Source organism: Bacillus sp. RC240 (assembly GCF_044907945.1).
Taxonomy (GTDB): Bacteria; Bacillota; Bacilli; order Bacillales; family Bacillaceae_G; genus Bacillus_A; species Bacillus_A mycoides.
In genome coordinates this window covers 1,263,061-1,288,237 of the sequence record NZ_JBIYCT010000001.1, presented here as the reverse complement: position 1 = coordinate 1,288,237, position 25,177 = coordinate 1,263,061, and the positions used below count along the sequence as shown (strand labels likewise).

Sequence of the window (25,177 nt, the reverse complement as noted above, 5' to 3'; positions counted from 1 at the left end):
AAAGAGTATTGAAAGTTAATTCAATACTCTTTTTAATAAGTAAATATTAAGTCGCAACCAATTTGAATTTTTTTTGCAGGCTCATCATCTGAAGTTATACGACTTTATTTATTTTTCGTATAGATAGAATTTCAAGTAGAAGCTTTCTTTGCTAATTCAGTTATATAGTTGAAAAATACATCACGTTTTACATCATAAACGACATTTACAGGTCGCCCATCATCAGTTTCCACTGTACGCCCTTGGCTGGGTCCGTATGTATGAACGATACTAGTAATCGTTTTTGTTTTTGCAAGATCAGCTTTCCCAACAAACACAGCAGTTAATACATCCCACAAATAGTAGGTAGAGTTAGTTGAAAAGTGAACGAGAGGAGGGACCATCGCATAACATTGACCAAGGAAATCAACACCAATATACTTACGCTCTTTTGCCCACTGTTCACGTATGTCTATAGTTAGCGGAACCTGGTTTGTACTTTCTAGAGTTACTAAATCAATGATTATATTAGCATTCCAAACACGAGCTACTGCTTCGGGATCCCAAAATGAATTCCACTCGGCTGTTCCGTCATGTTCTGGCTCATGTACATTGCCTGCAGTACGAAATGTACCGCCCATCCAAACGAGACGTTCAATTTTATCTTCGATTATTGGAGATTCATATAGTGCACGAGCAAGGTCAGTCAGGGGCCCTGTAAATAATAAAGTTGTTTTTCCATCAGTTTGTAGAAGAGTCTCTATTATATGATGATGTGCAGGTTTTTTTGATGCAGGTGTAACAACTTTCCCAAACTCATTTAAAATTGGTAAAGCATCTACATAAAATGCATGCATCCGCCATTCTTTTGGAAATGGGTTTTTTCCACGAGAGTTGGACGCTGCTACCTCAATATTATTTTTGCCGAAGCGATCTATAATTTTACGACTGGCAGACATTGCTGGTTCTAAATAACAATCTGCAGGAATAACTGAAACACCTGTAAGTTCTACATTTTCCATCTGGAGTAGTAAAAATAGTGAAATTAAATCATCTACACCACCATCATGATTGAAGTACACTTTTTTCATCATTTTAATCTCCATTCTTTAATATTTAACCAGGAATTAAATTTTAATTGATGAAAAATCATCAATAATTTCCACTACTTCAATTCTCCCATTAATCAGTAACTCAGGAAGTTCATTTCTAACGTTTCCTTTCCAATACTCTCTAGCTTGTTCCATTTTTTGAGCGAAAGGGATACCATCTTCTTTCGGTAAAAGATTTCCGTCACCTTCAAAAGAACTACCGACCACTCGTAGTTTAACAATCTGTAAAACATCTCGATTATAAGAATCAAATAAAGCTTTCCATTTCAAAGCATCCTCATAGCTTTTGGAAGCATATAAGCAAGACAACCTTGAGGGATATTCAGGAAATTCTTGCAGTCTAACCATTTCTACAATCGTTTCTCTAACAGCTCTAATTGTTTGATCTATATAATTCATAACTACTTTAGCATTTTCATTATTTATATGTAATCCGTCACTTTTATAATGATTGTTTAAAATTTTTATGCCATCTTCACCGTTAGAGTTTAATTGTTCTCTTTCAAAAAAGAAGTGATAGAGGGTATTAGTTTGATTTTTATCGAAATGAATGATTTGTCCAATATTCATTTTTTTCCTTGTAACGATGTGGTATACGTAAAATTTTGTGTCATTCATGGTTATCCTCCTAGTAGTAATGTAATTCAATGTTAAATTTAGTAATTCAACATTGAAATATATAAAACCTTTATAATCATAAAGTTATAGAGTGGGATAGGATTCGAGTGGAAAGTGAAAGAAATGCACGTAAACGCTTTAAAAATGTTCACAAAATGTTCACTTACGAAGGAGTTTCCAATATCGATATAATGACAAAGACTCAAAGAGAAGGGATGATGAAAATTGCCAACAACAAGAAAGGAAAACCTCCAATTTGGTATGATGATGTGCCTCGGGATGGTTATCGTTATGACGTTTTACAATTTATTAATGAATGGAGCAGGAGGGCCAATTCATATTAAGGAGATCGCATTAGAACTAATAATTGGATTTATTATTGCGCTATTAATTGAAATATGTATCGTTGGACCGTGTGCGAAAAAGATTGTATTTGCATTACCATTTGATAAATTAAAAAAAGTAAACATGATTATTGCGATGGCAACAACAATGGTAATTGGAATGGTATTCTTTATGTCATTTTACGGAATGGCTATGATGTATTTACATAATGGGTTACATGGTGACTCATTCGTTACAATTTATTTTTCGGTTTTTATTAAAAATTTTATTATGGCGTACCCACTTCAATTAATAATAATGGGACCGCTTGTACGTTTCTTATTTGGAAAGTTTGTTTTGAAGAATAAAGGTGATAATGTAGCGTAGTTTTAATTACTAAAATATTATATACGGATGAAATGTTTTAAACACATCTCACATATTTTGAGATGTGTTTTTTCGTGTACATTACTAATTATTTTCATATTGATGTGACATTTGTCCTTTTGTCGTTGTAGTATTGTAGCTTTTAATTAAATCATAGATAGAAGATTAGGAGATGATTTTTTTGAAAGGTATTTTACTTTCAGTTTTTGGAGGAGTATTCATTACACTTCAAGGTACGTTTAATGCGAAACTTAGTTCAGATATCGGTATATGGTCGACGAGTATTATGACGCATTTAATTGGGTTTCTTATTGCAACAACTATATTTTTGTTAAAGAAAGAAGAGAAAGTAACGGATTTAAAGGGTGTAAAAAAAGTATATTTAGCAGCTGGCGCACTTGGTGGGTTGATTATTTGTGCGGAAACAATGGCGATATATTCAATGGGAGTTACATTAACAGCTGGAACACTTATGGTTGCTCAATTATTAACAGCTACTGTTATTGAAATGAAAGGATTATTTCATATAAAAAAGATACAAATGGAGAGATACCATATTGTGGGAACAATAGTAATGATTTTAGGTATTTTTGTGTTTAATATGTAAGGAAAGAAGGGACTGTAAGTGGATAATAAATCAGACTTAATTATTCAATATTTGAAAGCTTATAATATACTTGAAATTTTTTCAGGAATAAGTACTGACAATTTTCAAGTAAATCATTTTGAAAAAGGCAAACTTATTTGCGATAAAGATGATGAAATTCATCGTTTATATTTTGTTATTAAAGGAAAAGTAAAAGTTTACACGATTACACCAGAAGGAAAGAAACTAATCCTTCGCTTTATCAATCCATTAGCAATTGTTGGTGATATTGAATTAATACAAAATAGCAAAGCACATAATGTTGTTGAAGCTTGTTCAGATGTTGTAGCAATCTCCATTTCTAATACAGTTATTAGAAATAAGTTATTACATGATCCTATATTTATGAAGTTCTTGCTTGAAAACATTGCGAACACGTTAAAAATATCGACTCGTTTTACAGCTCTAAATTTACTTTATCCGGTAGAAGTACGTGTAGCTAGTTATTTACTTTCGATTTCAACGGATAGTAATGGGAATATGTATAAAGAGGATTTAGATTCAACTTCTGTATCAAGTATTGCAGATTTTATAGGTGTAAGTTATAGGCATGTAATTCGAGTTTTACAAAAATTTTATAGTGAAAAATTAATTGAAAAGAATAATGGAGTTATTGTGATTAAAGATTTTTCTAGAATGAAGGAAGTTGCTAAAGATAATATATATGAGTAATGAAAGGGAGAGAAGGGTTATGATTGGATTTAGTTTAGCTATATTAGCTGGAATATTAATTAGCTTACAATCTGTTTTTAATACGAAAGTGAATGAAATTGTAGGACAGTGGTTAACAACTGCATGTGTTCTTGGAATAGGTCTCATAAGTTCTGTTTTATTTCATATCATTACAGAGAAAAGTATAAGCGTTAACTTTTATACTGCAAATTATTTATTTTATATAAGTGGATTGTTTGGTATCGGATTAATTATTTGTATAATGGGTGCAATAAAGAGTTTAGGTCCAGCTTATACGGTGCTCATTAGCCTTATTACTCAATTAGTTGTTGCATTATGTGTTGATACATTTGGATTGTTTGGAATGGAGAGAGTGCCTATACAAATAAATAAATTAATTGGTATAGGTCTATTAATTGTAGGGGTAGGAATTTTTAAAAATCTTTTTTCGAATAAGAAAGCTATTACTATAAATGAGGATAGGGCCTAAAGAATTTAAAGGAAAAAGGTGTTAATAATTAGAACATATACATTTAGGTGGTAGTAAATGAGCGATAAGGAGAGAAAATAAGTGATTCAGTACATGTTGGAAGATGGTGTACATTATATTATGAGTGCAGTGACATAACTAGGAGGTTTCCACTATGACAGCTTTATTTAAAGCTATGGAGTTCCAGCTGAAAACTGAACGACTTGATCTGAGTATGTGGGAGGAATCCGATTCAGTCTGGATGAGAAAATTAATTGGCGAACGTGGTGTGGATATGCCACCCCTTGACGCCGTTCGTAGCAAGCTTATCGAGATGCGTAAGAGGGCAGTCGAAAATGGTATTTCCCTTCTCACTATCCGCCGACGAGACGAAGGTGATTTCATCGGATACTGTGGCTTGATTATCGGTCGTTCCACACTGGAAGAGCCGGAGATCGCATACGAGTTGTTCCGCAGTGCTCATGGCAAAGGCTATGCGACTGAGGCAGCATCTGTTGTGCTGGACGCTGCGATTGCTACCGGGCGCCACAGACTTTGGTCGACTGTAGGCGCTTGGAATGTTGCGTCCTTCCGGGTGTTAGAAAAGATAGGATTTGAGAGGCATCACAGTACGTGGGACGAGCGCGGTGAGATTGTTTGGAACGTACGTGACCTTTAGAAATCCCGGACCTAACTCGAAACTATTGAAAAGGAGAAGAGGTCATTAGTTTGGGCGAGAATCCAGATAAAGATAAAAGAACTGATTTATAATCCAAATAGTGACAAACTATAACTGAAGCATGTCCTCGAAAGCGGAGTGCTGCCTTCGCACCGAGGCTTTGTCCTCCACCCAAAAACAATCGAACGTTTCAAGTTATATATCTTTATTATACTGATTAAACTAAATATTTATTGTTTACTTATTTCATTCATTATGTAAATAAAAAAGGATAATTAGCCCTCATAATGGACTAACTATCCTATTATTATATGAATTTAATAAAATCGAGGTCTTTTTTGTATACGATATAATATATAAGCTATAGATTAATCATTTTTCAAACCGTATATGAACGAACTTCAACATCTTTATTAAATTTACAATCCGCATCATGATTCGTGTACTTCCATCCCAATCTTTATTTGTAGGTATATGTTTAAAGAAAGGGGAACAGCTTAATATTTTTATGTTAGAAGACCATCTTTCTATTGATTTTGGATTGTTTACATAAAAATACATCATAGCACCGTTATTACCAGATTTTTTTACAGTAGTATTCGAAAGCGTCAGTGCGAACTTTGATTCAGCATCAAAATATAACTCTCCTCCAGGAAAACGTTTTGCCATAGCGACAATTATCTCCTTCAGTTCCTCTTCTTTAAAGTAATAAAACACACCTGCTGATATAAAAAGAATCCCGTCCGTCGGATCATAGTTTATATCGTTGAACCAAGAAGTGTCAAAGAATGATTTGGCAATGCTTATATTTCGTGGTGTATCTTCAATTAATGTTTTGCGGAAAGCGATTGCATCAGGCAAATCAAGGTTATACCACTGTATTGTACCGTTATCAACTCTTGAAAAAGTAGTGTCTAGACCAGAACCGATATTTACTATAGTAGCATTCGGATTCTTTGTAATAAATTGTTTTATAGTATCATCAATTTTTCGTGCACGGGTAATGTAAGTGATACATCCGTATTCGCCAAATGTATCTGCTATTTTAGAGAAATCAAAGTCGCATTCTTTAATAATCCGAATAGCTTCCGTATCATCTAAAATATCCTTGTTTTTCTCACTACCATATGCTCGTCCCCATAGTGGAATAAGCATAGTACCTTGAACTGATTGTAAATCTATTTCTTTAACCATGAAACGTCCCCCGTTTAATAATAAAAAATATTATATATATGATTAGTCGTTATTTAGCATTTTTGATAGCATTTTATTTGTTTTATACAGTCCGTAAGTTAAATCACGTTGATCTTCTTCACTGAGTTTTTCAATATTACTAGTGAAATTATTATAAATTTGTTTCCATCTTTCATAATGTACTTTTTCAGCTTTATCTGTTAAGGAAATTAAAACAGCTCGTTTATCTACTGTATCTTGTTTTTTTACAATGTATCCGTTTTGCTCTAAATTACGAACGGTTACACTTAATTGTTGTTTAGGTATGTTTAAATAAATAGCAATCATTTTTAAATTTACAGCGACTTTTTGCTGGGCAATATACTCAACTATGTGTTGCTCTAAATGTGTAAATTCAGTGGATTTCTCTGATAATAATTTAAAAGTACCTGACATATTTAATAATAAATTCATGTATTCGTTTGTTAATTCTTTATTAGTCATTATTTTTCGTGTCCTTTATCAATTTAGTAATTATTTTATTACTATTTTCACTTAAAAACAAATAATAACATTGATATTAGTAATTATTTATTTACTAATATCAATGTTATTTAAGTCGTGAGAGATACAGTAGAGGAAAAGTTAAAGTTTTTTTATGAGAGGAGAATAGAAATATTATAAAATATTACTTTATACATAAAAAACTAATGAAGCTAATGTCTTTTTCAGATATTATGCTGTAAATAATTTTATGGTAAAATCTTTTACATAATGAAATAAAGGGGTAGTATTCTATGGGTTATTTCTCAAATAGTTTATTAGTTTTGTTTGTTCTTATCGTATGTAGCTGTATGATTTTCGGTTGATAATATAATGATAGATTGATATAAAAGAAGGTATCTCACAAAGATGAGATACCTTCTTTTTCTTATAATTGTAATTTAGATTCAGTATTTGGTGATGGTTGAAATGTATATATTTTATACTCACCATTAGTTGATATATTAAACAAATATTAAATAGAGAAATATATATGGTACCAATCTTATTAAGTTCCTTATGTTTTTAAAGAGAAGGAGTTTCATTTTTTCTTATTGAAGTATTGTTCTAGTCAGTTTAACGACGGTCAAAATTTTTTTGGAATAAAACAAAAAGGATGATAGGGAGTATTTACATGAAAACTATTTTAAATTACACGATTGAACCCCCTAAAGATTTCAATGAATTATTAACTATGTATGAATCTTTAGGATGGAATTCTCTTAAATTATCGGTTAACGAGTTAGAGCAAATGTGTAAACAAAGTTGGTATGTGATATATGCTTTTAAGGAGCAACAATTAATTGGGATGGGACGAGTAATATCAGATGGTGTAATAACGGGCATTATTTGCGGTGTATGTGTAATGCCAGAGTATCAGTCCATGGGCGTTGGAAAGGAAATAGTGGAACGATTAATCCGGCACTGTGAACAAAAACGAGTTATTCCACAACTTATGTGTGTTGAAGATTTAAAATCTTACTATGAATCAATTGGATTTGAGGGATTTTCGATTGGTATGACGAAACATATTAAACGATAGCGGGGCTTTGTAATTTAGAATTACTTGTTTATCAGGCCAATTTTTAGATTTCAAAAATTTCGTTATAAAGGAGAATAATGTTATGGAGATTGCTAAAGGAGTAGAAATGCTACACCTTGAATTTCAAGAATTTATTATTCACCCAATTCTTTTATGGGATGATGAAATGGCAGTTTTAATAGATACTGGATTTCCTGGACAAATTGAAGATATACGAGTAGAAATGGGTAAGGTTGGAGTATCGTTTGATAAACTAAAAGCCGTGATTTTGACGCATCAAGATATAGATCATATAGGTAGTCTTCCTGAACTATTACAAAACTGTGGAAGTAATATAAAAGTCTATGCTCACGATCTAGATAAGCCGTATATCGAGGGGGAGTTACCTTTGTTGAAGAATGCACAAGTACAGAATCCTCCGAAAGGAAAAGTGGATGATACTTTGGTTGACGGCCAAGAACTTCCATATTGCGGTGGTATTCTTATTATTCATACCCCAGGGCACACTCCTGGTCATATTAGTTTATATTTGAGACAAAGTAAAACTCTTATCGCTGGGGATTCAATGTATAGCGTAAACGGAATTTTAGGTGGAATTCATGCCCCAACTACTTTGGATATAAAAGAAGCGCAAAATTCTTTGAAGAAGTATTTAAATCTAGAAATTGATTCTGTAGTTTGTTACCATGGTGGATTAAGTAAGGGGAATATAAATGCACAAATTCAAGAGCTATAGATAAGGATTTTTTGTTAATCAGTGCTAAAGTATAATTTAATTGCTAGTATATAAATAAAACCCTTAAATTAATAAAGAGCATGTTTGAAGGAATTTCAAATGTGCTCTTTATTAAATATAATCAATTTAATTTTGATGACTTAATCCATTCCAATAAAACGAAACGATTTCTTTTGCTAATTCATCTATATTTGCAAGAGTAGGATTGTGATTCTCATCTTTAAAATTCCCGATTGATAATAAAGCGACGAAAGCATGGGCAGCAAATTTAGGATTTCCTTTAGGAATTTCTCCAAGGAGAATTGCGTTATCTAGCGCTTTTTCCAACACTTCATACATGTTATCCTCGGCATTTTTTAATTCCTTTAATTGCTCTTCAGATAAAGAAAGTTTTGCATCTTTCATAAAATTATTCATATCAATATCCATCGTTGCGTGTAAGTATACTGTAGCAAAGTTCAATAATCTTTCTTCCAAAGTTTTATTCGTAGAGAGTATTTGATCCATATTTTCTCTTATGCGCACCATCATTTGAATCATAGTAGCGGTAAATAGATCAGCTTTTGTTGAATAGTAATAGTAGACAGTTGCTTTTGTAACTCCACATTCTTTCGCGACCTCATCCATTGAAACAACTTGATAATTTTGAGTGAGAAATAACCTAGTTGCAACTTCTAAAATGATTTCTTTTGTAGACTTTGTATTTTTATTTTGACGAGGCCTTCCGAGAGGACGTTGTTTTTGATCCAAATACATTCGCTCCTGACATTTATTATTGAGATAATTATAACATAATTTTTTAATCATTCTTGATTAATTAACCGACCAGTATATATAATTAATATTGGAGGAAAAAAGGAAGGTGGGGTTTTATGAAAAAGCACCCGTTACATATGTTAGGGAGGCTTGTAGCAGGGAAGAATACGCAATGGATAACTTTATCGGTATGGATTCTTATTACATTAGTACTTTCATTTACGTTACCACAAGTAAACAGTACGAAAGAACCGAATCCGAAAAATTTACCTGAAACAGCTATGTCACAGCAAGCTGAAGCACTTATGAAAAAAGAATTTCCTAATAATGCAGGAAACCCGTTGTTAGTTGTATGGCATCGGGATGGTGGATTAGAGTCAAAAGACTACAAATTAATACAGGACGTTTATAAAGAGTTAAAAACGGCCCCTTTAAAAGAACAATCATTGTTACCACCATTTGATACAATTCCAGAGCAAGTATTATCAAAAAGTGCATCAAAAGATGGTACATCATTTGTCACACCAATATTTTTTAATAAATCTGCTGGAACGGATATATTAAAAGGTAATTTAGAAGAGTTACGAAAAATAGTAAATAGTAAAGTGGATGAAGATCCGTTCAAACAAAAAATTACCGACTCTGGTTTACATGTTCGATTATCTGGACCTGTAGGTATTCAAACGGATGCGGTAAGTTTATTTAGTCAAGCTGATGTGAAATTATTAGTTGCTACTGTACTACTAGTATTGGTTTTATTAATTTTACTGTACCGTTCACCAATTTTAGCAATTTTACCTTTACTCGTTGTTGGTTTTGCATACGGAATTATCAGTCCGACACTGGGCTTTTTAGCAGACAATGGATGGATTAAAGTAGATGCACAGGCTATCTCGATTATGACTGTCTTACTGTTTGGAGCAGGAACGGATTACTGTCTATTTTTAATTTCAAGATATAGGGAGTATCTGTTAGAAGAAGAAAGTAAATATAAAGCACTGCAACTTGCGATAAAAGCATCAGGTGGGGCAATTATAATGAGTGCATTAACTGTCGTACTTGGATTAGGAACATTATTACTTGCTCATTATGGAGCCTTTCATCGATTTGCAGTACCATTTAGTGTTGCTGTATCCATAATGGGGATTGCTGCTTTAACAATTCTTCCGGCATTTTTATTAATTTTCGGCAGAGTTGCATTCTTCCCGTTTATACCGAGAACAACTTCGATGAATGAAGAGTTTGCAAGAAAGAAAAAGAAAGTAGTAAAAGTAAAAAATACTAAAGGGTTCTTTAGTAAAAAACTTGGGGATATTGTTGTACGTAAACCGTGGACAATTATTATGCTAACCGTATTTTTATTAGGAGGCTTGGCTTCATTTGTACCGCGTATTCAATACACGTACGACTTATTAGAATCATTCCCGAAAGATATGCCATCACGCGAAGGATTTACATTAATCACGGATCATTTTTCAGCAGGAGAATTAGCACCAGTAAAGATTGTAGTTGATTCAAAGGGGAAAGATTTACCTATTAAACAAGAAATAGAGAAATTATCTTTTGTTAATAAAGTGAAAGAGCCAATGAAGGGAAAAGAAAATAATCAATTGCAAATGTATGAAGTTTCTTTAGCAGAAAATCCTTACTCAATTGAAGCGTTAGATCAAATCCCTAAATTGAAAAATAGTGTAGAAAAGGTATTAAAAGCTGAAGGAATTAGTAAAGCTGAGAATCATTTATGGATTGGCGGAGAAACAGCTTCCTTATATGATACAAAGCAAATTACTGAACGGGATGAAGCGGTTATTATTCCGGTTATGATTAGTATCATCGCTTTACTTTTACTCGTGTATTTACGTTCAATCGTTGCGATGATTTACTTAATTGTAACTGTCGTTTTATCTTTCTTCTCTGCATTAGGAGCAGGCTGGATTTTACTGCATTTCGGTATGGGAGCTCCCGCGATACAAGGTGCGATACCGTTATATGCATTCGTATTTTTAGTTGCCTTAGGGGAAGATTATAATATCTTCATGGTTTCAGAAATATGGAAAAATAGAAAGAAACAAAATCATGTAGATGCAGTAAAAAATGGTGTTATACAAACAGGAAGTGTAATTACATCAGCTGGTTTAATTTTAGCAGGAACTTTTGCAGTGTTAGGTACATTGCCAATTCAAGTTTTAGTTCAATTCGGTATTGTGACAGCAATCGGTGTATTGCTAGATACATTTATTGTAAGACCACTGCTTGTACCTGCGATTACAGTCGTTTTAGGACGCTTTGCTTTTTGGCCAGGGAAACTTTCTAAAAAGAGAGAGGAAGTAAAAAAATTGGATATATAATAGAGAAGAGCCAAGGATATTTTCCTTGGCTCTTTTCTATGTAGTTCATTAATTTTTTGAAGTCAAATCATCAGTTACAACGTGATCAGCATCTTCAATGGTTGTTTCGGGCATTCCATATAAGCCGTTCATTGCTTGTTCTTCGATATTAAGATTTGCAGTATTATTATTTTGAATAGATGTAGTGTTTTCGATAACATTTTCTTTTTTATTTACATTTTTGTCATTCATGTTTGAATCCTCCAAACGTCATTTGATTTATTAATAGTATGTGGATGGATTTCCAGAAATATGTGAACGAATTTCTGCAGATGTTATATAGTTAAATAAAAAGCTTAGTATTAAATTTAAACTGTAAGGAGTGAACAAGTGTGGTGAAAACAAGAAAGTTAGCCTTCTAAAATAAAAATAAAATTTTAGGAGGCTATTAAAATGAAGTTTCATGTAATTGACAGAGAAAATTGGAATAGAGAGCAGTATTTTGAACATTATTTAAAATTAAAGTGTTCGTTTAGTATGACAGCGAATGTTGATATTACGATGATGCTAGAGGAAATACATCAAAAGGAAATTAAATTTTATCCGACTTCTATTTATGTAATTTCTAGAGTGATAAATAAACATACAGAATTTCGAACATGTTTTAATGATGAAGGAGTTTTAGGGTATTGGGAGGAAATGATACCTAGTTATACAATCTTTCATAAAGATGATAAATCTTTTTCAAGTATATGGACGGATTATTCTAGCGATTTCCACATTTTCTATAAAAACTATGAAGAGGATATGAGATGTTATGCTAATGTTCATGGTTTCTTCACGAAAGAAAATATTCCGCCAAATTTTTTTTCAATTTCTGGTATACCTTGGACTAGTTTTACAGGATTTAATTTAAATATTAATAATGATGGTGATTCTTTATTACCAATTATTACTTGTGGGAAATATTTCAATGATGGAAGCAGGGTTATGCTACCTGTTTCATTGCAAGTACATCATGCGGTTTGTGATGGATATCATGCGAGTCGATTTATAGAGGATTTACAGGAGCTAGCTAATACTTGTAACCTTAAGTAATATCTAAGTATTAATTATATAAAATTGAAAATGAATAAGCGTTAAAATAAAAAGAAGAGAACATATGTATATTACATGTTCTCTTCTTTTTATTCATTCATATTAAGTAACAGTGGAAAATATAGGTTGATTTGTAGTTTAATAGTAAATAGAGTGATTAATTTTAAAATTCTTTATTTTATAATTATTTAAGGGTTCAAATGTTTTAATAGGGGGAAGGTAAAGTGAAATTCATACGTATTGAAAAAGATGAAATCCTAATTAATAATATGGCAAAATTGTATTGTAAAGCATTTGAGAAAACAAATTTTACTGAAATGATTGAGAGAATGAAAAGACATATAGAATATGCAGATTTTAAAGGTATAGTAGCAATAAATGATGAAAATGAGGTAGTTGGTTTTACTTATGGTTATCGCTCATTAGAAGGGCAGTACTATAATCAATTAATGAGAGAAGCGTTAAATCTAGAACAAGCAGACGAATGGTTACAAGATTGTTTTGAATTTGTAGAGTTAGCAGTTCACCCACAATATCGAAATGAAGGTCTTGGAATGAAATTACATAATGAATTATTAGAAGGGATTTCAAATAGAACGAGTATTCTAACAACACAAATAAACAATGAAAAAGCGCGTTCTTTATATAAAAGATTGGATTGGGTGGATGTATTAGAGCCATTTCACCCAAGTAAAAGTGATGCCCCATATGTAATAATGGGAAAAATATTAAAGACAAAAGTAAATTAATAACTATATCGTTCACAAAAGTTATCGGTTTATAACAATGAAGGGGAAAACAAAAATGACAATAATATCTATAGAAAAAGCTACAATTTTAGATGCTGAAAAGTTAACAGAAATAATGAAAAGAACATTTGATGAAGAAGCAAAGCGATGGTTATACGGCCAAGGTGATGTAATTGATTATAACATTCAACCGCCAGGATATTCTTCAGTTGAAATGATGAAATATTCAATTGAAGAATTGGATACTTACAAAGTGATAATGGATGAAAAAGTAATCGGGGGAATTATAGTTACGATCTCTGGTAAATCGTATGGAAGAATCGATCGTATTTTTGTAGAGCCTTTTCTTCAAGGAAAAGGAATTGGATCGCGGGTTATTAAGTTAATAGAAGAAAAATTTCCGAACATAAGGATTTGGGATCTTGAAACATCTAGTAGACAAATTAATAATCATCATTTTTATAAAAAAATGGGCTATGAAATAATTTTTAAATCTGAAGATGAGTATTGCTATGTAAAAAGAAAAAATGTAGATGCAGTTGGAGAGAACCTAATTAAAAATAAAGATATGAAAAATGGTCAATACGAAAACTGTAATTTGGTTAATACAGAATATTATCAAGTAAATTTAAAAAATAGTGCATTTGTTGGTAGTAATATAATGCATATGAATATGAGTAATTGTAATATAAGTCAATCAACCTTTAGGAATATTAATTTTAGAAATTCCTTATATGCAGATTTAAATATTTCTGGCAGTAAATTTAATTTTGTGACTTTAGGTGGAGTTCAATTTAGAGATACAAGCCTTGGAGAGGATAAAGATCCTATTTCATTTGATAGATGTGATTTGGAAAGTACTACAATACGTAGTAGTAATCTGAAAAATATTGAAATAGAAAATTGTGATATTACCGGTATGAAAATAAATGGTATTTCAGTAGAAGAACTGCTTGAGTTGTATAATAGGGTGAAAAATTAAATAAAAAATCACTTAGCATATTCTAAGTGATTTTTTCATTTTGAACGAGAGGGAATATAAGAGATGATGTTCAAAAAGCGAATATTATATCGAAATAATTATATAAAAATAACACAAAGAAATAAGGGTTGGCAGGATTTTAATATGGGATATTAGAATATGAATATTTGAATGGAGGGGAGAAAGATGGAGATTAACGTTAGAGCAGTAGAAATACAAGATGCTAGAGCAATTCATCGTATATGCATACAAGATGATGTTTTACCTTATATGGTTTTCTTACCTAGTATGCGTGTAGATGCAATGGAGAATAGAATTCGAAATTTAGCACAGAATCAATTTGAATTTGTAGCAGAATATGATGGAGAAGTTGTTGGATTTGTCGGTTTAACCCAAAGTCCAGGGCGAAGATCTCACTCGGGTGATTTATTCATCGGAGTAGATAGTGAGTATCACAATAAAGGAATTGGAAAAGCACTTCTTACAAAAATGCTTGATTTAGCTGATAATTGGCTAATGTTAGAACGAGTGGAACTTGGTGTATTAGAAACGAATCCTAGAGCCAAAGTATTATATGAAAAATTTGGATTTATCGAAGAGGGTGTAAAGGTTGGGAATTTGAAGGCTCATGGGAATTTTGTTAACGAAATCATGATGAGTCGTTTTAGACCAAATGGTTTGATTGTACATAATAAATAGGGGTGTAAATTGAACAGAAATATCGATTTGTTTTGAAAAAAGTATGGCAAAAGGACGCCATGCTTTTTTCAGTTTATTAAAAATAAAGAACAATTTTTATTTAAAGGATGTTTTAACGGCTGAAGCATTAGGAATCATCTTAATCCGGAAAGCATATGACTTAATAGAATCTATTTCTATGTGCAAGGGGAATGCATTTGTGGAAATTTCAAAAACCTTGAAAAAACGATTGCATAAGTATATTTAAATTTTATTTATTTTCATACATAGTATAATTGAGCATTCAAGGAACAAGGAGTGATTGTAATGTCGACAGACCAACCTATTCCTGGACATTTTATTATGGACCCACAGCGAGCTATGCTGTTGCCACCGGAATTGAAAGCAGCTCCATCTGAATCATTAACAGAACAATTATTTATTGAACGATCTATAACTGAAAATAGATTTTGGTTACGTATTATGAAAGAGCATGCTTTGTTTCTTGGTGAGGGGTTTAATCGTAACGATAAAAATTTAATTCAGCAAGTAGAACAGTTTTATAATCAGTTTGATAGGCAGCTGCAAAAAGCATTTACTATTCCACAAACTGTTCAAGCGGTAAGGCAATTAAATGAAGAGAGCATTCAGTTAGTGTATGCTTTTCGTAATTATAAAAGAAACTTACTAATTTTAATCATCAATTGTAAAGTGAAAGGGTTTAATTTTCCACTTTTAGTGGATCATGTTGCACGAGAAGCGGAATATTTTATGCGGACACTTCAAAAGTTTAATGAAGGCAAGATGGATCCTATTCAAGATGCGATTATTAGCGAGAATGTTTTCTGGTTACGAATTATGATGGAACACTCACGTTTTATTGCTTCATTACTGGATCAATCGGAGAGAAATCTTGTTCATACAGCGTTGAAATTTGGAGATGATTTTGAAATTCTTCTTAATCAAGCTAGAGATGTTGAATCGATGTTATATCAAAAAGAACCGACATATCCGATTATAGGAAAAATGAATAAAGATAGTGAAAATGCTACTGTTGAGTTAAGGAATTTCAAAAAAGCAGGATTAGAGTTAATTCAAACATGTCAAATTCGAAATGTCATAAATCCATTGCTTGCTGATCATGTTACAAGAGAGGCAGAGCATTTCCTCTTTATGATTCATGTATTGGAGCAAAGGCTAAAGCAAAAGCAAGTGGAACAATCTCCGCAATAATAAATAAACAAGAAAAGCATGGCAAACTAATGACATGCTTTTCTTGTTTATCCCGCTATTTGTGGGCAGTAAAACCCCCACTGATTAAAGTTTCACTTTATAAATTGTGATTTGGTTGTTTCGGTTGTAATAAAAATATTGCTAATCCAATGAAAATAAGTAGAATTCCTAGTCCTTGCTGTAAAGAAATTGTTTCATCTAAAATGAAATAGGCTAAAATACAAGTTCCAATTGTCTCTCCTAAAATACTCATCGAGATAACAGTAGCGCTCATCCATTTTAATAACCAATTAAAAATTGTTTGTCCTAAAATCGTTGCAATGAATGCAAGACCTATAAAGGACCACCATGTTTGTGTAGTGTAATTGAAGAAAGATGACTGCTGTGTGTAAGCAAATATACCGAGAAAGAGTGAACTACTGCCATAACTAATTACCGAGTACGGTATTAGGGATAGGTCTTTACGAACATGTTGACTAATGAAAAAGTAAGCTGTTATGACGCCAGCAGCAATAAAAGCTAAAATATCGCCGTATAAAGCCTCACCACTAATTTGAAAATCTTGCCACCCAATCACGATACTTCCTGAAATTGCAATAAGGCAGCCTATAATTGCACCTTTCGTAAACCGTTCCTTAAATAAAAAATAACCACCGACCATTGAAAATAAAGGTTGCAACGTTACGATAACTGTAGAACTTGCTACAGAAGTATACTGTAATGATTCAAACCATAGTACATAATGAGCTGCTAGAAATAATCCAGATAAGAGTCCAAACCCCCATTGTTTTTTTGATAATGAGCAAAGTTCGCTTCGATTGTTTGTATTAAATATTAGAAACGGTAAAAGAATTACCGTAGCAAACAATAATCGATAAAAAGCAGTGATTGCTGCAGGGGCATCGGCTATTTTTACGAAGATAGCTGAAGTAGATAAGGCGAACACACCAAAAAATAAGATGAAATATGAAAGAATAGGTGATTTCAAAGTTTGTCCCTCCGATTGGTTGTTTATTATAATGAACTGTATATAATATAATGTACAAAAGTTAGTATATAAGCCTAAGCTGAAATAAGGAAGGATTAATTGCCACTGTTTAGTATGTCAGCACAAAAGGGACAAAAGATGTATTATGATGGACGAAAGGAAGTTGTAACAATGATTCATTATCGGCTAGGTCAAACTGTTTTAAGTTATCGTAAGAAAAATAATATGACAATTCGTGAATTTGCTGATTATGCAGGAATCAGTACTTCACTTATTAGTCAAATTGAAAGAGGACATGCCAATCCTTCTTTAAATGTATTGGAATTAATAGCGAAAGCATTAAATGTACCGCTGTTTACTCTTTTTATTAATGATATTGATACAGACTCACTTATTTCTAAGAAGAAAGATCGGAAAAAAGTATATCGAGAAAATAATGATCATATTGTTTATGATGTGTTAACACCAGATTTTATGAAAGCTCGCATTGAAATGTTAATGATGGATTTAAACGGATATGCAAATACAACAGAAAGTCACTATTCCCACGAAGATAAGGAAGAAATTGCAGTTGTAATGAAAGGGGAAGTGTATGTGGAATTGGAAGGGAATGAATATTTTTTAGAAGAAGGAGATGTTGTGCGTATTCCACCGAACGTGAAACATAGATTTTTGAATAAGAGTGATGAAATGAATCACATCTTATTTGTATTAACACCTTCGTTAAGCTAAGGAAGTAGCTTAACGATACATACTAAGTGGTAACATAATAGAAAGTATCAATTACATAAAGATTCGTGTGTATAATAAAACAACTATCTATAAATACATACACATTTGATTTTCACTTTGTATGTTTAAGAAGATGAGAGACTTGACAAAAAATTAAGATAGTTCCATGACTATCAAACCAAATAATTCAGATAAACAAAGAGTGGAAATTTTTAAGGCTTTGGCAGGAGTAAAACGAGAAATTGTTCGTTATTTATTTCATAATCAAAACAAACACAATTGTGGAAGATTGAGACTGCATTAGGGATGAATAAGTATCATCTCAAAATATTATTAGAAGCAAATTTAATTCTTGTTGAGCGACAGGGGAAATTTTAATTTATAACTATAAAGGAGGAAACTTTTCAAGAGTTTTCACCTGGCTTTTTGCCGACTTTGTAGATGCCAAAAAACCATTTTTATTAGGGTTTAGAGGGGGTAAGAGAGATGGAAAATATAAGTGTATTAAAAGATGGGCTTTCAATTATATCTCAATGTAAAAAAGAAACAAATGATATTTGGCATGCACATTTCGGAGCAGCTGCCATTGCTAGTTATTTTTTTACGAAAAACAATAACATTGATGAAAAAACTGTCTGTAACATTTATTCTCAAACGAAAATGATGCTCCATAAGCAAAGGTTAGGCGAAACAATTGATAATAAACAAGGTGTCGATTATCAAAGTGCTGAAGAAACGATAATTAAATCTTTGGAACAAACGATTGATGAACTCCATTGGGTTGGTCATAATGTAATTTACGCTTCTTTAAGTTTACTAGCCATTAAGGAGTTAAGTCATTGGGGGAGTGAGCAAGATATTAATAATATAGCAAACCTTATATTATCGTTTCAAAGAACAATTCCCGGTAGATCTTGGATTGGTTTTACAACTAAAGAAGTAAAGCAACTAATTATAAATAATGAGGAGATTCAAAGCGAAATTAAAAACCCGAAGCAATTATCTGAATTTATTTTAAATGAATTATCTGAATTTAATGTTATATATAAGGCAGAATCACATCACGATTTAATTGGTCATATGCTTACCTTCTCACATGCGATTAATATATTATATGACTTAGGGCATATAGAATTATTTCAACGAGGAATAAAACCACTATTAAAGCTAGTTTATGTACTTAGAAAAAGTCGCAATTTAATGCCGAATGCCCAAATAATATTGAATTCTTCTGTAGATCGTTTACCTCTTACAAAAGCAAAACAAGTTGATACACTTCCGATAGATAATGCATTCTGGCTTAAAGACTACAGCGAATTTAATTGGGATTTTGGACACATATTTAAATTTTCATATAGTTATTTTGATCACTTAACAAGGGTTCCAGAATATAAAGATAAAACATTTGAAAAATTCTGTTGTATTATTAATGAGTAAAAGTGTCTAACTTTAAATTAATAGTAAATGGTACACATTCATAAACTAATATATTTATAAAAAATGGTAGAAAATTATTATGACCTGTAATAATAGGCTTAGTTTAAGTCTCTTTTTTTGTTAGTAGTATATTGTTTTTTCAAATATGTAAGATTTTACATTAGCATAAGACTTTTACTTATTATGTAAGTAGGCTATACTAAAATACATATATTTTGAAATTGGAGCGAATAAAGACGACATGGAATTAGTGAAGTTAGAAAAAATAATTGAATTGAAAAAAGAAGAATTATTGAATCTAGTCTCAAATTATGGACTTCAACATGAAAAAGTAATAGCACTCAGCCAAGAAATTGACAAATTAATAAACTGGTTTATGTTTTTAAAATAGAAAGAACTATGACGTAAGTTGAATATGTTATAGTTCTTTTTTATTCATATATATTGTCTAATTTCTTACAGAATGCGCAAGCTGCTAGTCGACTATGATAATTTTTGGTTATAATAATAAAGGAATTATTAATTGTATCGGTTAGGGGCGCAGCAAATATGAAAACAGTCGTTGTCATCGGTGGAGGTATTACTGGACTTTCTACTATGTTTTATTTAGAAAAATTAAAGAAGGATTATAATATAGATTTAAATTTAATCCTTATTGAGAAAGAAGAGTATTTAGGTGGTAAAATCCACAGTGTGGAAGAAAATGATTTTATTATGGAATCTGGAGCAGATTCTATTGTAGCTCGTAATGAACATGTTTTGCCGCTTGTAAAAGATTTAAATTTAGAAAATGAAATGGTATATAACGAAACAGGTATTTCTTACATATACTCTGATAACATATTACATCCAATTCCTGCTGACACTATATTTGGGATTCCTATGAGTGTTGAATCATTATTTAGCAGTACGCTAGTCTCAAAAAAAGGAAAAATCGTTGCTTTAAAAGATTTTATTACGAAAAATAAGGAGTTTACAAAGGATACATCACTTGCTCTATTTTTAGAAAGCTTTTTAGGGAAAGAGTTAGTGGAAAGACAAATTGCACCTGTGCTTTCAGGTGTATATTCTGGTAAATTGAATGAGCTTACAATGGCATCTACGTTACCATATTTACTTGAGTATAAAAATAAATATGGAAGTATTATTAAAGGTTTTGAAGAGAATAAAAAACAATTTCAGTCAGCAGGAAATAAAAAGTTTGTATCATTTAAAAGTGGACTATCTACGATTATTAATCGCTTAGAAGAAGTGCTGACGGAGACTGTCATTAATAAAGGTGCTGTAACAACAGTGATAAGTAAAAAAGGGGATCGGTATGAGGTTTCTTTTGCAAATCATGAGACAATACAAGCTGATTATGTCGTTTTAGCAGCTCCACATGATATCGCACAAACGTTATTACAGTCTAATGAGTTAAATGAGCATTTTAATAAATTTAAAAATTCATCGCTTATAAGTATTTACTTAGGTTTTGACATACTAGATGAACAACTACCGGCTGACGGCACAGGTTTTATCGTAACGGAAAACAGTGATTTACATTGTGATGCTTGCACATGGACAAGCAGGAAGTGGAAACATACATCTGGTAAACACAAGCTATTAGTAAGAATGTTTTATAAGAGCACTAATCCAGTATATGAAACGATCAAAAGTTATAGTGAAGAAGAATTAGTACGAGTTGCTTTATATGATATTGAAAAGAGCCTCGGAATTAAAGGTGAACCGGAAGTAATTGAAGTTACAAATTGGAAAGATTTAATGCCGAAATATCATTTAGAACATAATCAAGCTGTTCAATCATTACAAGAAAAATTGGCCGTGCTTTATCCTAATGTATACTTAGCTGGTGCTTCATATTACGGTGTAGGAATTGGTGCTTGTATTGGAAACGGAAAGAATACTGCCAATGAAATAATTACGACATTGAATGAACAGTCAAAATAATAATATTGAATACATATGTAAATGAAATGTCCCTCCAACATAATGGAGGGACATTTCATTTGTGATTATTTAACATTAATTACAATCTTTTTATGATTGGCTGTATTCTCTTTAATAGTTAATGTTATTTTTCCAGATTCTTCAAAGGAATACGGTGAGAGCCGATAAAGTTCTTTAATACTATGTTTTTCTTTTAATTTATTTGTAGGAATTAATGTTATATTAGGCTTCCATGTTTCCTGTTTGCCTGAAGGGTAGTCTACTATTATTTCTGGATTATTTAATTGTATTGTTTCCCAAGAGACAAAATACAGTTCAACTTCTGCATTTTTTTTTAGTAATTCTTCTGAGAAATAACCAAACTCACCAACATTACCAAAAACAGTGAAATTTTGATTTTGCAATTTAATATCTAAATATCTAGGTTGATATGTTGCTGCGTGATACATTCCGTATGAAAGAGAGAGTGTGGCAGCGATTAATATACCAACTGAAAATGTCTTAAAGCTATTTCCTTTAAAACTTGTCATCATAAATGAGTTTGGTGTGAATTTTTTTGCGAATAAAAAAATGAGTAAAATGAGCAAGAGGGATAAGCCAATGAAAATATACATAAAGTTTAAGCACCTCCGTAAGAAATATTTACTGTTTTTCTATATTTTAACATGAGAAGGTATAAATTAGGGGTGGTTTTTAGAGGGGAATTAATAAATACAACGAAGTTATATATTATTAATAGGATAAACATCGCTAGAAATATTTGATTTGTGGGACATTAAGGACTTTCCTAATTATAAATACTTTTTCTGCTATAATAAATGAGTAGAGAGAAAGGAGTGATCCTATGGTATTTCCTATGTTAGAAACAGAACGCTTGCGCTTAGTTGAAATAGAACAATCTTATTGTCAAAAAATATATGAAATATTCTCATTAGATGAGGTAACGTGTTATTACGGTATGAATTCTTTTACTGAGTTTGGACAAGCTTCACGTATGATTGAATCTTTTTCAAAAAATTACTTTGAGAAAAAGGCAATGCGTTGGGGGATTGTATTAAAAGACACAAATAATTTAGTAGGAACAATTGGATTAAATAATTTACAACTTTGGAGTAAACGCTCAGAAATTGGATATGATTTGCATCCTCGTTATTGGGGGAATGGTTATGCTTCTGAAGCTGCTCGAGAAATTATTACTTATGGATTTCGAGATTTAGGCTTATTTAGAATTGGAGCTATTACATATCCTGAAAATATAACTTCGTGTAATATGTTATCTAAATTAGGTTTTCAACAAGAAGGGCTGTTACGTGGATACATTCATCAAGGAAATAAACAACACGATGCATTAATGTATTCTATTGTACGAACAGATGTAGAGGATATTCATTATTAATAAAAAAGCCCCTCTTATTTAAAATAAGAGGGGCTTGTAAAAATCAACCTATTTTAGGTAATAAACGTTCTCCGCTTTTCATACTACTTTTACATAAAGGGCATTTAGGCTCTTCTTCAAATGAAAAGTTCTTTCTCATCCATCCTAAACAATCCTCTGATTCACATTCCCAAACAGGGGTTTGTTCTGGTGGTACTTCTGCTACATCGTTCTTTCGATTGCGATACATATAACCACTCCTTTTATGTAAAAATTTTTAGTTATATATTAAAAAGGTTGTTAACCGAGCTGGTAACAACCTTTTTATTGATTGAATTATAGCTTTACAACGTTTTTAGCTTGAGGTCCACGGTTACCGTCTTCAACTTCGAAGCTAACTTCTTGACCTTCGTCAAGAGATTTGAAGCCGTCGCCAGTGATAGCTGAGAAGTGAACGAATACGTCGCTACCGTCTGCAACTTCGATGAAACCGAAACCTTTTTCGCTGTTAAACCATTTTACTTTACCTGTTAATGTCATGGTAATGCCTCCTAAAATTTAAAAAGATTACAATATGATCGGCCTTATTCGATTGGAAATAAAAGTTCACATATTATCAAAAATCCATAAGGAGTACAAAACATTCCTGATTGATACTTGATAATATGCAAAGAAAATATAGTGCTAAATTGACCTTAATTACTATCTTACAACAAATGGTGGGAAATAGCAAGTGTTGGGAAAATCAAGAAAAAATAGGGGGTTTTATAGCAAAAGGCACAAAGACATCTCTTTTATTTATATATTATGCCTAATTTGGATTTATGCTAAACTGAGAACATTTTAATTAATAAGTATGTATAAGGGAAAGGATATATATATTTAAGAACAGTTGTGATTTATTTGTTTAGGAGGAGAGAATATTGCGAAATACTCAATTTAAAATAATCGAAGCTGCGAAAGAAGGAAGAAGAAAAGTTCATCCTATTTTAGCTGTAATACTAGCTATTGTATTTTTAACTTTAGGTGAATTTTTTATGTTATTTATGCTGTTTTTACCGAAAGCGGATACATCATTTGCAAAGGCAATTTATAATAATATTGAGATGATATTAACGTTTGGTGGGGCTATATTTTTTATTTTTTTATGGATTAGGTTTGTAGAGAAAAGGTCATTTTCATCCATTGGTTTTTGGAAAGTGCAATGGATGAGAAAGTATTTGAGAGGTGCGTTAATAGGATTTGTCTTCATTTCAATACCAGTAATTGTACTTGTATTAACAGGTATTGTAAAACTACAAATGCAACAAATTACGGCAACCGCCATATTTGGTATTGTAGGATCTTTAATTGCTTTTTTAATACAAGGTGCAACGGAAGAAATTATTGTACGAGGCTGGTTGTTTCCAGTTATTTCTGCTAGAAGTCGTATATGGGTTGGGATTATAGTGACGTCCTTTTTATTTGGTTTTCTTCATTTACTTAATCCAGGTATTACAATTCTTTCAATATCGAATATAATATTAGTTGGTGTATTTGCAGCATTTTACGTTTTAAAAGACAGTAGTCTTTGGGGGATATGCGCGTGGCATTCCATTTGGAATTGGGCGCAATATAACGTCTATGGTTTTGCAGTTAGTGGCATGACGATATATTCAACGCCGCTATTTAAGCCTGTAACAAATGGGTCAGAAGTGCTTTATGGAGGCTCATTTGGTATTGAAGGTAGTATCATTACAACAATAATGCTTTCTATCGCTTCAATTGTTTTATGGAGACAGTTATGGGGGAAAAATGCGAAGCAAAGAGATTTAAGTTAATGAAAGTGGGAGAAACTATGGGGATTATAGCATTTGAGGGAGCAAGTGCTGTTGGTAAGAGCAGTACGTGTCGTGAGTTAGAAAAAAATTACGGTGCATTTATTATACCTGAAGTTAATCTATTATTTGAAAGACCAAAAAATGAACATAGAACATGGTATTTTGAAAAACAAGTAGAGCGCTGGAATATAGCAATGCAGAAGTCGCAGCAATATGAGTTAGTAATACTCGATGGTGATATTTAGCAGCCACATAGTTATAATTGGTGTTTCCATTTTGATATATTTAATCAGCCGTTATCTTTAATAGAAAACTTTTATAAAGAAAAGATAATAAATAGAGAAATTGGTTTTCCAGATCAATATTTTTATTTATATACAAGTGATGAAGAGCTTAGAAAACGGAAAGAGTCTGATGGGACGAAAAAAAGAAGAAACTTTGAAAAACATTTACATATATCTAAAGCATTTCAGCGTTATTATGAAAATTTAAATAACGTCACAGACGGGTACTGTAAATTGATTGAAGCAAAAAGTATAAAGTCGAATGAATTAGAAATTGTGAAAAGTTTAAACAGCTTAAACGTGTGTGAAGAAAGACGTTTTGATGTTTCGAGGTTAGATGCTATTACGGAGTGGTTAAAAGAGAATCGAGCATAAAGTAAAAACAACG

29 protein-coding genes and 1 pseudogene are annotated in these 25,177 nt (G+C 31.8%); 20 read left to right on the top strand and 10 right to left on the bottom strand.

What is annotated here, in order from left to right; all coding sequences use genetic code 11:
• Positions 1-131: 131 nt before the first annotated feature.
• Both ABH955_RS06605 and ABH955_RS06600 read right to left on the bottom strand, forming a co-directional pair.
• Positions 132-1,073, bottom strand: coding sequence for a nucleoside hydrolase (locus ABH955_RS06605; RefSeq protein WP_404490997.1), 942 nt, complete (start codon positions 1,071-1,073; stop codon positions 132-134).
• A gap of 33 nt (positions 1,074-1,106) precedes the next feature.
• On the bottom strand, positions 1,107-1,709 hold the full coding sequence (locus ABH955_RS06600) for a DUF2441 domain-containing protein (protein WP_404490996.1): 603 nt from the start codon (positions 1,707-1,709) through the stop codon (positions 1,107-1,109).
• Positions 1,710-1,934: 225 nt separating this feature from the next.
• Here ABH955_RS06600 and ABH955_RS06595 point away from each other — a divergent pair, with 225 nt between their 5' ends.
• The 5 genes from ABH955_RS06595 (at position 1,935) to ABH955_RS06575 (ending at position 4,886) form a co-directional block, all read left to right on the top strand.
• A complete protein-coding gene (locus tag ABH955_RS06595) occupies positions 1,935-2,420 on the top strand; it encodes a DUF2798 domain-containing protein (RefSeq protein ID WP_404455182.1) in 486 nt (161 codons plus the stop codon).
• Between the two features lie 181 nt (positions 2,421-2,601).
• On the top strand, positions 2,602-3,027 hold the full coding sequence (locus ABH955_RS06590) for a DMT family transporter (RefSeq protein WP_002127319.1): 426 nt from the start codon (positions 2,602-2,604) through the stop codon (positions 3,025-3,027).
• An 18-nt stretch (positions 3,028-3,045) separates the two neighbouring features.
• Positions 3,046-3,738, top strand: coding sequence for a Crp/Fnr family transcriptional regulator (locus ABH955_RS06585; RefSeq protein WP_060751755.1), 693 nt, complete (start codon positions 3,046-3,048; stop codon positions 3,736-3,738).
• A 19-nt stretch (positions 3,739-3,757) separates the two neighbouring features.
• Positions 3,758-4,228, top strand: a complete 471-nt coding sequence (locus ABH955_RS06580; RefSeq protein WP_085311005.1) for a DMT family transporter — start codon at positions 3,758-3,760, stop codon at positions 4,226-4,228.
• Positions 4,229-4,382: 154 nt separating this feature from the next.
• Complete coding sequence (locus ABH955_RS06575; RefSeq protein WP_404442784.1) at positions 4,383-4,886, top strand: GNAT family N-acetyltransferase; 504 nt, start codon at positions 4,383-4,385, stop codon at positions 4,884-4,886.
• A gap of 372 nt (positions 4,887-5,258) precedes the next feature.
• On the opposite strand, the gene ABH955_RS06570 is transcribed toward ABH955_RS06575, so the two are convergent.
• Positions 5,259-6,080: a class I SAM-dependent methyltransferase gene (locus tag ABH955_RS06570; protein WP_404455187.1), complete on the bottom strand. Its 822-nt coding sequence runs from the start codon at positions 6,078-6,080 to the stop codon at positions 5,259-5,261.
• Positions 6,081-6,122: 42 nt separating this feature from the next.
• Positions 6,123-6,563, bottom strand: coding sequence for a MarR family winged helix-turn-helix transcriptional regulator (locus tag ABH955_RS06565; protein ID WP_404455190.1), 441 nt, complete (start codon positions 6,561-6,563; stop codon positions 6,123-6,125).
• 673 nt (positions 6,564-7,236) lie between these two features.
• On the opposite strand from ABH955_RS06565, the gene ABH955_RS06560 reads away from it, so the two are divergent.
• Together ABH955_RS06560 and ABH955_RS06555 are read left to right on the top strand one after the other, a co-directional pair.
• A complete protein-coding gene (locus tag ABH955_RS06560; protein ID WP_404455193.1) occupies positions 7,237-7,644 on the top strand; it encodes a GNAT family N-acetyltransferase in 408 nt (135 codons plus the stop codon).
• Positions 7,645-7,726: 82 nt separating this feature from the next.
• Positions 7,727-8,380, top strand: a complete 654-nt coding sequence (locus tag ABH955_RS06555; protein ID WP_404455196.1) for an MBL fold metallo-hydrolase — start codon at positions 7,727-7,729, stop codon at positions 8,378-8,380.
• A gap of 126 nt (positions 8,381-8,506) precedes the next feature.
• Here ABH955_RS06555 and ABH955_RS06550 read toward each other — a convergent pair whose 3' ends face one another.
• A complete protein-coding gene (locus tag ABH955_RS06550) occupies positions 8,507-9,130 on the bottom strand; it encodes a TetR/AcrR family transcriptional regulator (RefSeq protein WP_002085667.1) in 624 nt (207 codons plus the stop codon).
• 122 nt (positions 9,131-9,252) lie between these two features.
• On the opposite strand from ABH955_RS06550, the gene ABH955_RS06545 reads away from it, so the two are divergent.
• Entirely contained in the window at positions 9,253-11,484 is a 2,232-nt protein-coding gene (locus ABH955_RS06545) for an MMPL family transporter (protein ID WP_404455199.1), read from the top strand.
• Between the two features lie 48 nt (positions 11,485-11,532).
• Here the strand turns inward: ABH955_RS06545 and ABH955_RS06540 are convergent, their stop codons facing one another.
• On the bottom strand, positions 11,533-11,715 hold the full coding sequence (locus ABH955_RS06540; protein ID WP_002012828.1) for a DUF4021 domain-containing protein: 183 nt from the start codon (positions 11,713-11,715) through the stop codon (positions 11,533-11,535).
• A 201-nt stretch (positions 11,716-11,916) separates the two neighbouring features.
• Between ABH955_RS06540 and catA the strand changes: the two genes are divergently transcribed.
• The 5 genes from catA (at position 11,917) to ABH955_RS06515 (ending at position 16,203) form a co-directional block, all read left to right on the top strand.
• The gene (gene catA / locus ABH955_RS06535; RefSeq protein ID WP_404455202.1) at positions 11,917-12,561 is read left to right on the top strand and encodes a type A chloramphenicol O-acetyltransferase; all 645 of its coding nucleotides are present in this window, start codon (positions 11,917-11,919) and stop codon (positions 12,559-12,561) included.
• A 224-nt stretch (positions 12,562-12,785) separates the two neighbouring features.
• Entirely contained in the window at positions 12,786-13,310 is a 525-nt protein-coding gene (locus tag ABH955_RS06530) for a GNAT family N-acetyltransferase (RefSeq protein ID WP_002141727.1), read from the top strand.
• 37 nt (positions 13,311-13,347) lie between these two features.
• Positions 13,348-14,292: a GNAT family N-acetyltransferase gene (locus tag ABH955_RS06525; RefSeq protein ID WP_404455205.1), complete on the top strand. Its 945-nt coding sequence runs from the start codon at positions 13,348-13,350 to the stop codon at positions 14,290-14,292.
• A gap of 186 nt (positions 14,293-14,478) precedes the next feature.
• Entirely contained in the window at positions 14,479-14,991 is a 513-nt protein-coding gene (locus ABH955_RS06520) for a GNAT family N-acetyltransferase (protein ID WP_002168410.1), read from the top strand.
• Positions 14,992-15,297: 306 nt separating this feature from the next.
• Positions 15,298-16,203: a DUF2935 domain-containing protein gene (locus tag ABH955_RS06515; protein ID WP_002165842.1), complete on the top strand. Its 906-nt coding sequence runs from the start codon at positions 15,298-15,300 to the stop codon at positions 16,201-16,203.
• Between the two features lie 97 nt (positions 16,204-16,300).
• Here ABH955_RS06515 and ABH955_RS06510 read toward each other — a convergent pair whose 3' ends face one another.
• A complete protein-coding gene (locus ABH955_RS06510; RefSeq protein WP_404455209.1) occupies positions 16,301-17,191 on the bottom strand; it encodes a DMT family transporter in 891 nt (296 codons plus the stop codon).
• Positions 17,192-17,305: 114 nt separating this feature from the next.
• On the opposite strand from ABH955_RS06510, the gene ABH955_RS06505 reads away from it, so the two are divergent.
• From ABH955_RS06505 to ABH955_RS06490, 4 genes are all read left to right on the top strand, one after another.
• Positions 17,306-17,923 carry a helix-turn-helix domain-containing protein gene (locus ABH955_RS06505; RefSeq protein ID WP_002031957.1) on the top strand — a complete coding sequence of 206 codons (618 nt, stop codon included), beginning with the start codon at positions 17,306-17,308 and terminating at the stop codon, positions 17,921-17,923.
• A 486-nt stretch (positions 17,924-18,409) separates the two neighbouring features.
• A complete protein-coding gene (locus ABH955_RS06500; RefSeq protein WP_404490995.1) occupies positions 18,410-19,360 on the top strand; it encodes a hypothetical protein in 951 nt (316 codons plus the stop codon).
• Between the two features lie 241 nt (positions 19,361-19,601).
• Positions 19,602-19,751, top strand: coding sequence for an aspartyl-phosphate phosphatase Spo0E family protein (locus ABH955_RS06495; RefSeq protein WP_002012842.1), 150 nt, complete (start codon positions 19,602-19,604; stop codon positions 19,749-19,751).
• A 158-nt stretch (positions 19,752-19,909) separates the two neighbouring features.
• Positions 19,910-21,310, top strand: a complete 1,401-nt coding sequence (locus ABH955_RS06490; protein ID WP_404455212.1) for a protoporphyrinogen oxidase — start codon at positions 19,910-19,912, stop codon at positions 21,308-21,310.
• Positions 21,311-21,375: 65 nt separating this feature from the next.
• Here the strand turns inward: ABH955_RS06490 and ABH955_RS06485 are convergent, their stop codons facing one another.
• The gene (locus tag ABH955_RS06485; protein ID WP_404455215.1) at positions 21,376-21,924 is read right to left on the bottom strand and encodes a hypothetical protein; all 549 of its coding nucleotides are present in this window, start codon (positions 21,922-21,924) and stop codon (positions 21,376-21,378) included.
• A gap of 230 nt (positions 21,925-22,154) precedes the next feature.
• Between ABH955_RS06485 and ABH955_RS06480 the strand changes: the two genes are divergently transcribed.
• On the top strand, positions 22,155-22,706 hold the full coding sequence (locus ABH955_RS06480; RefSeq protein WP_002031946.1) for a GNAT family N-acetyltransferase: 552 nt from the start codon (positions 22,155-22,157) through the stop codon (positions 22,704-22,706).
• Positions 22,707-22,749: 43 nt separating this feature from the next.
• Here the strand turns inward: ABH955_RS06480 and ABH955_RS06475 are convergent, their stop codons facing one another.
• Positions 22,750-22,935, bottom strand: coding sequence for a cold-shock protein (locus ABH955_RS06475; protein WP_000286202.1), 186 nt, complete (start codon positions 22,933-22,935; stop codon positions 22,750-22,752).
• 86 nt (positions 22,936-23,021) lie between these two features.
• A complete protein-coding gene (cspD, locus tag ABH955_RS06470; protein WP_002012849.1) occupies positions 23,022-23,225 on the bottom strand; it encodes a cold-shock protein CspD in 204 nt (67 codons plus the stop codon).
• Between the two features lie 383 nt (positions 23,226-23,608).
• On the opposite strand from cspD, the gene ABH955_RS06465 reads away from it, so the two are divergent.
• Positions 23,609-24,505 carry a CPBP family intramembrane glutamic endopeptidase gene (locus ABH955_RS06465; protein ID WP_404442746.1) on the top strand — a complete coding sequence of 299 codons (897 nt, stop codon included), beginning with the start codon at positions 23,609-23,611 and terminating at the stop codon, positions 24,503-24,505.
• A gap of 17 nt (positions 24,506-24,522) precedes the next feature.
• Positions 24,523-25,164 (top strand): annotated as a pseudogene (locus ABH955_RS06460) (nucleoside/nucleotide kinase family protein).
• Positions 25,165-25,177 lie beyond the last annotated feature (13 nt).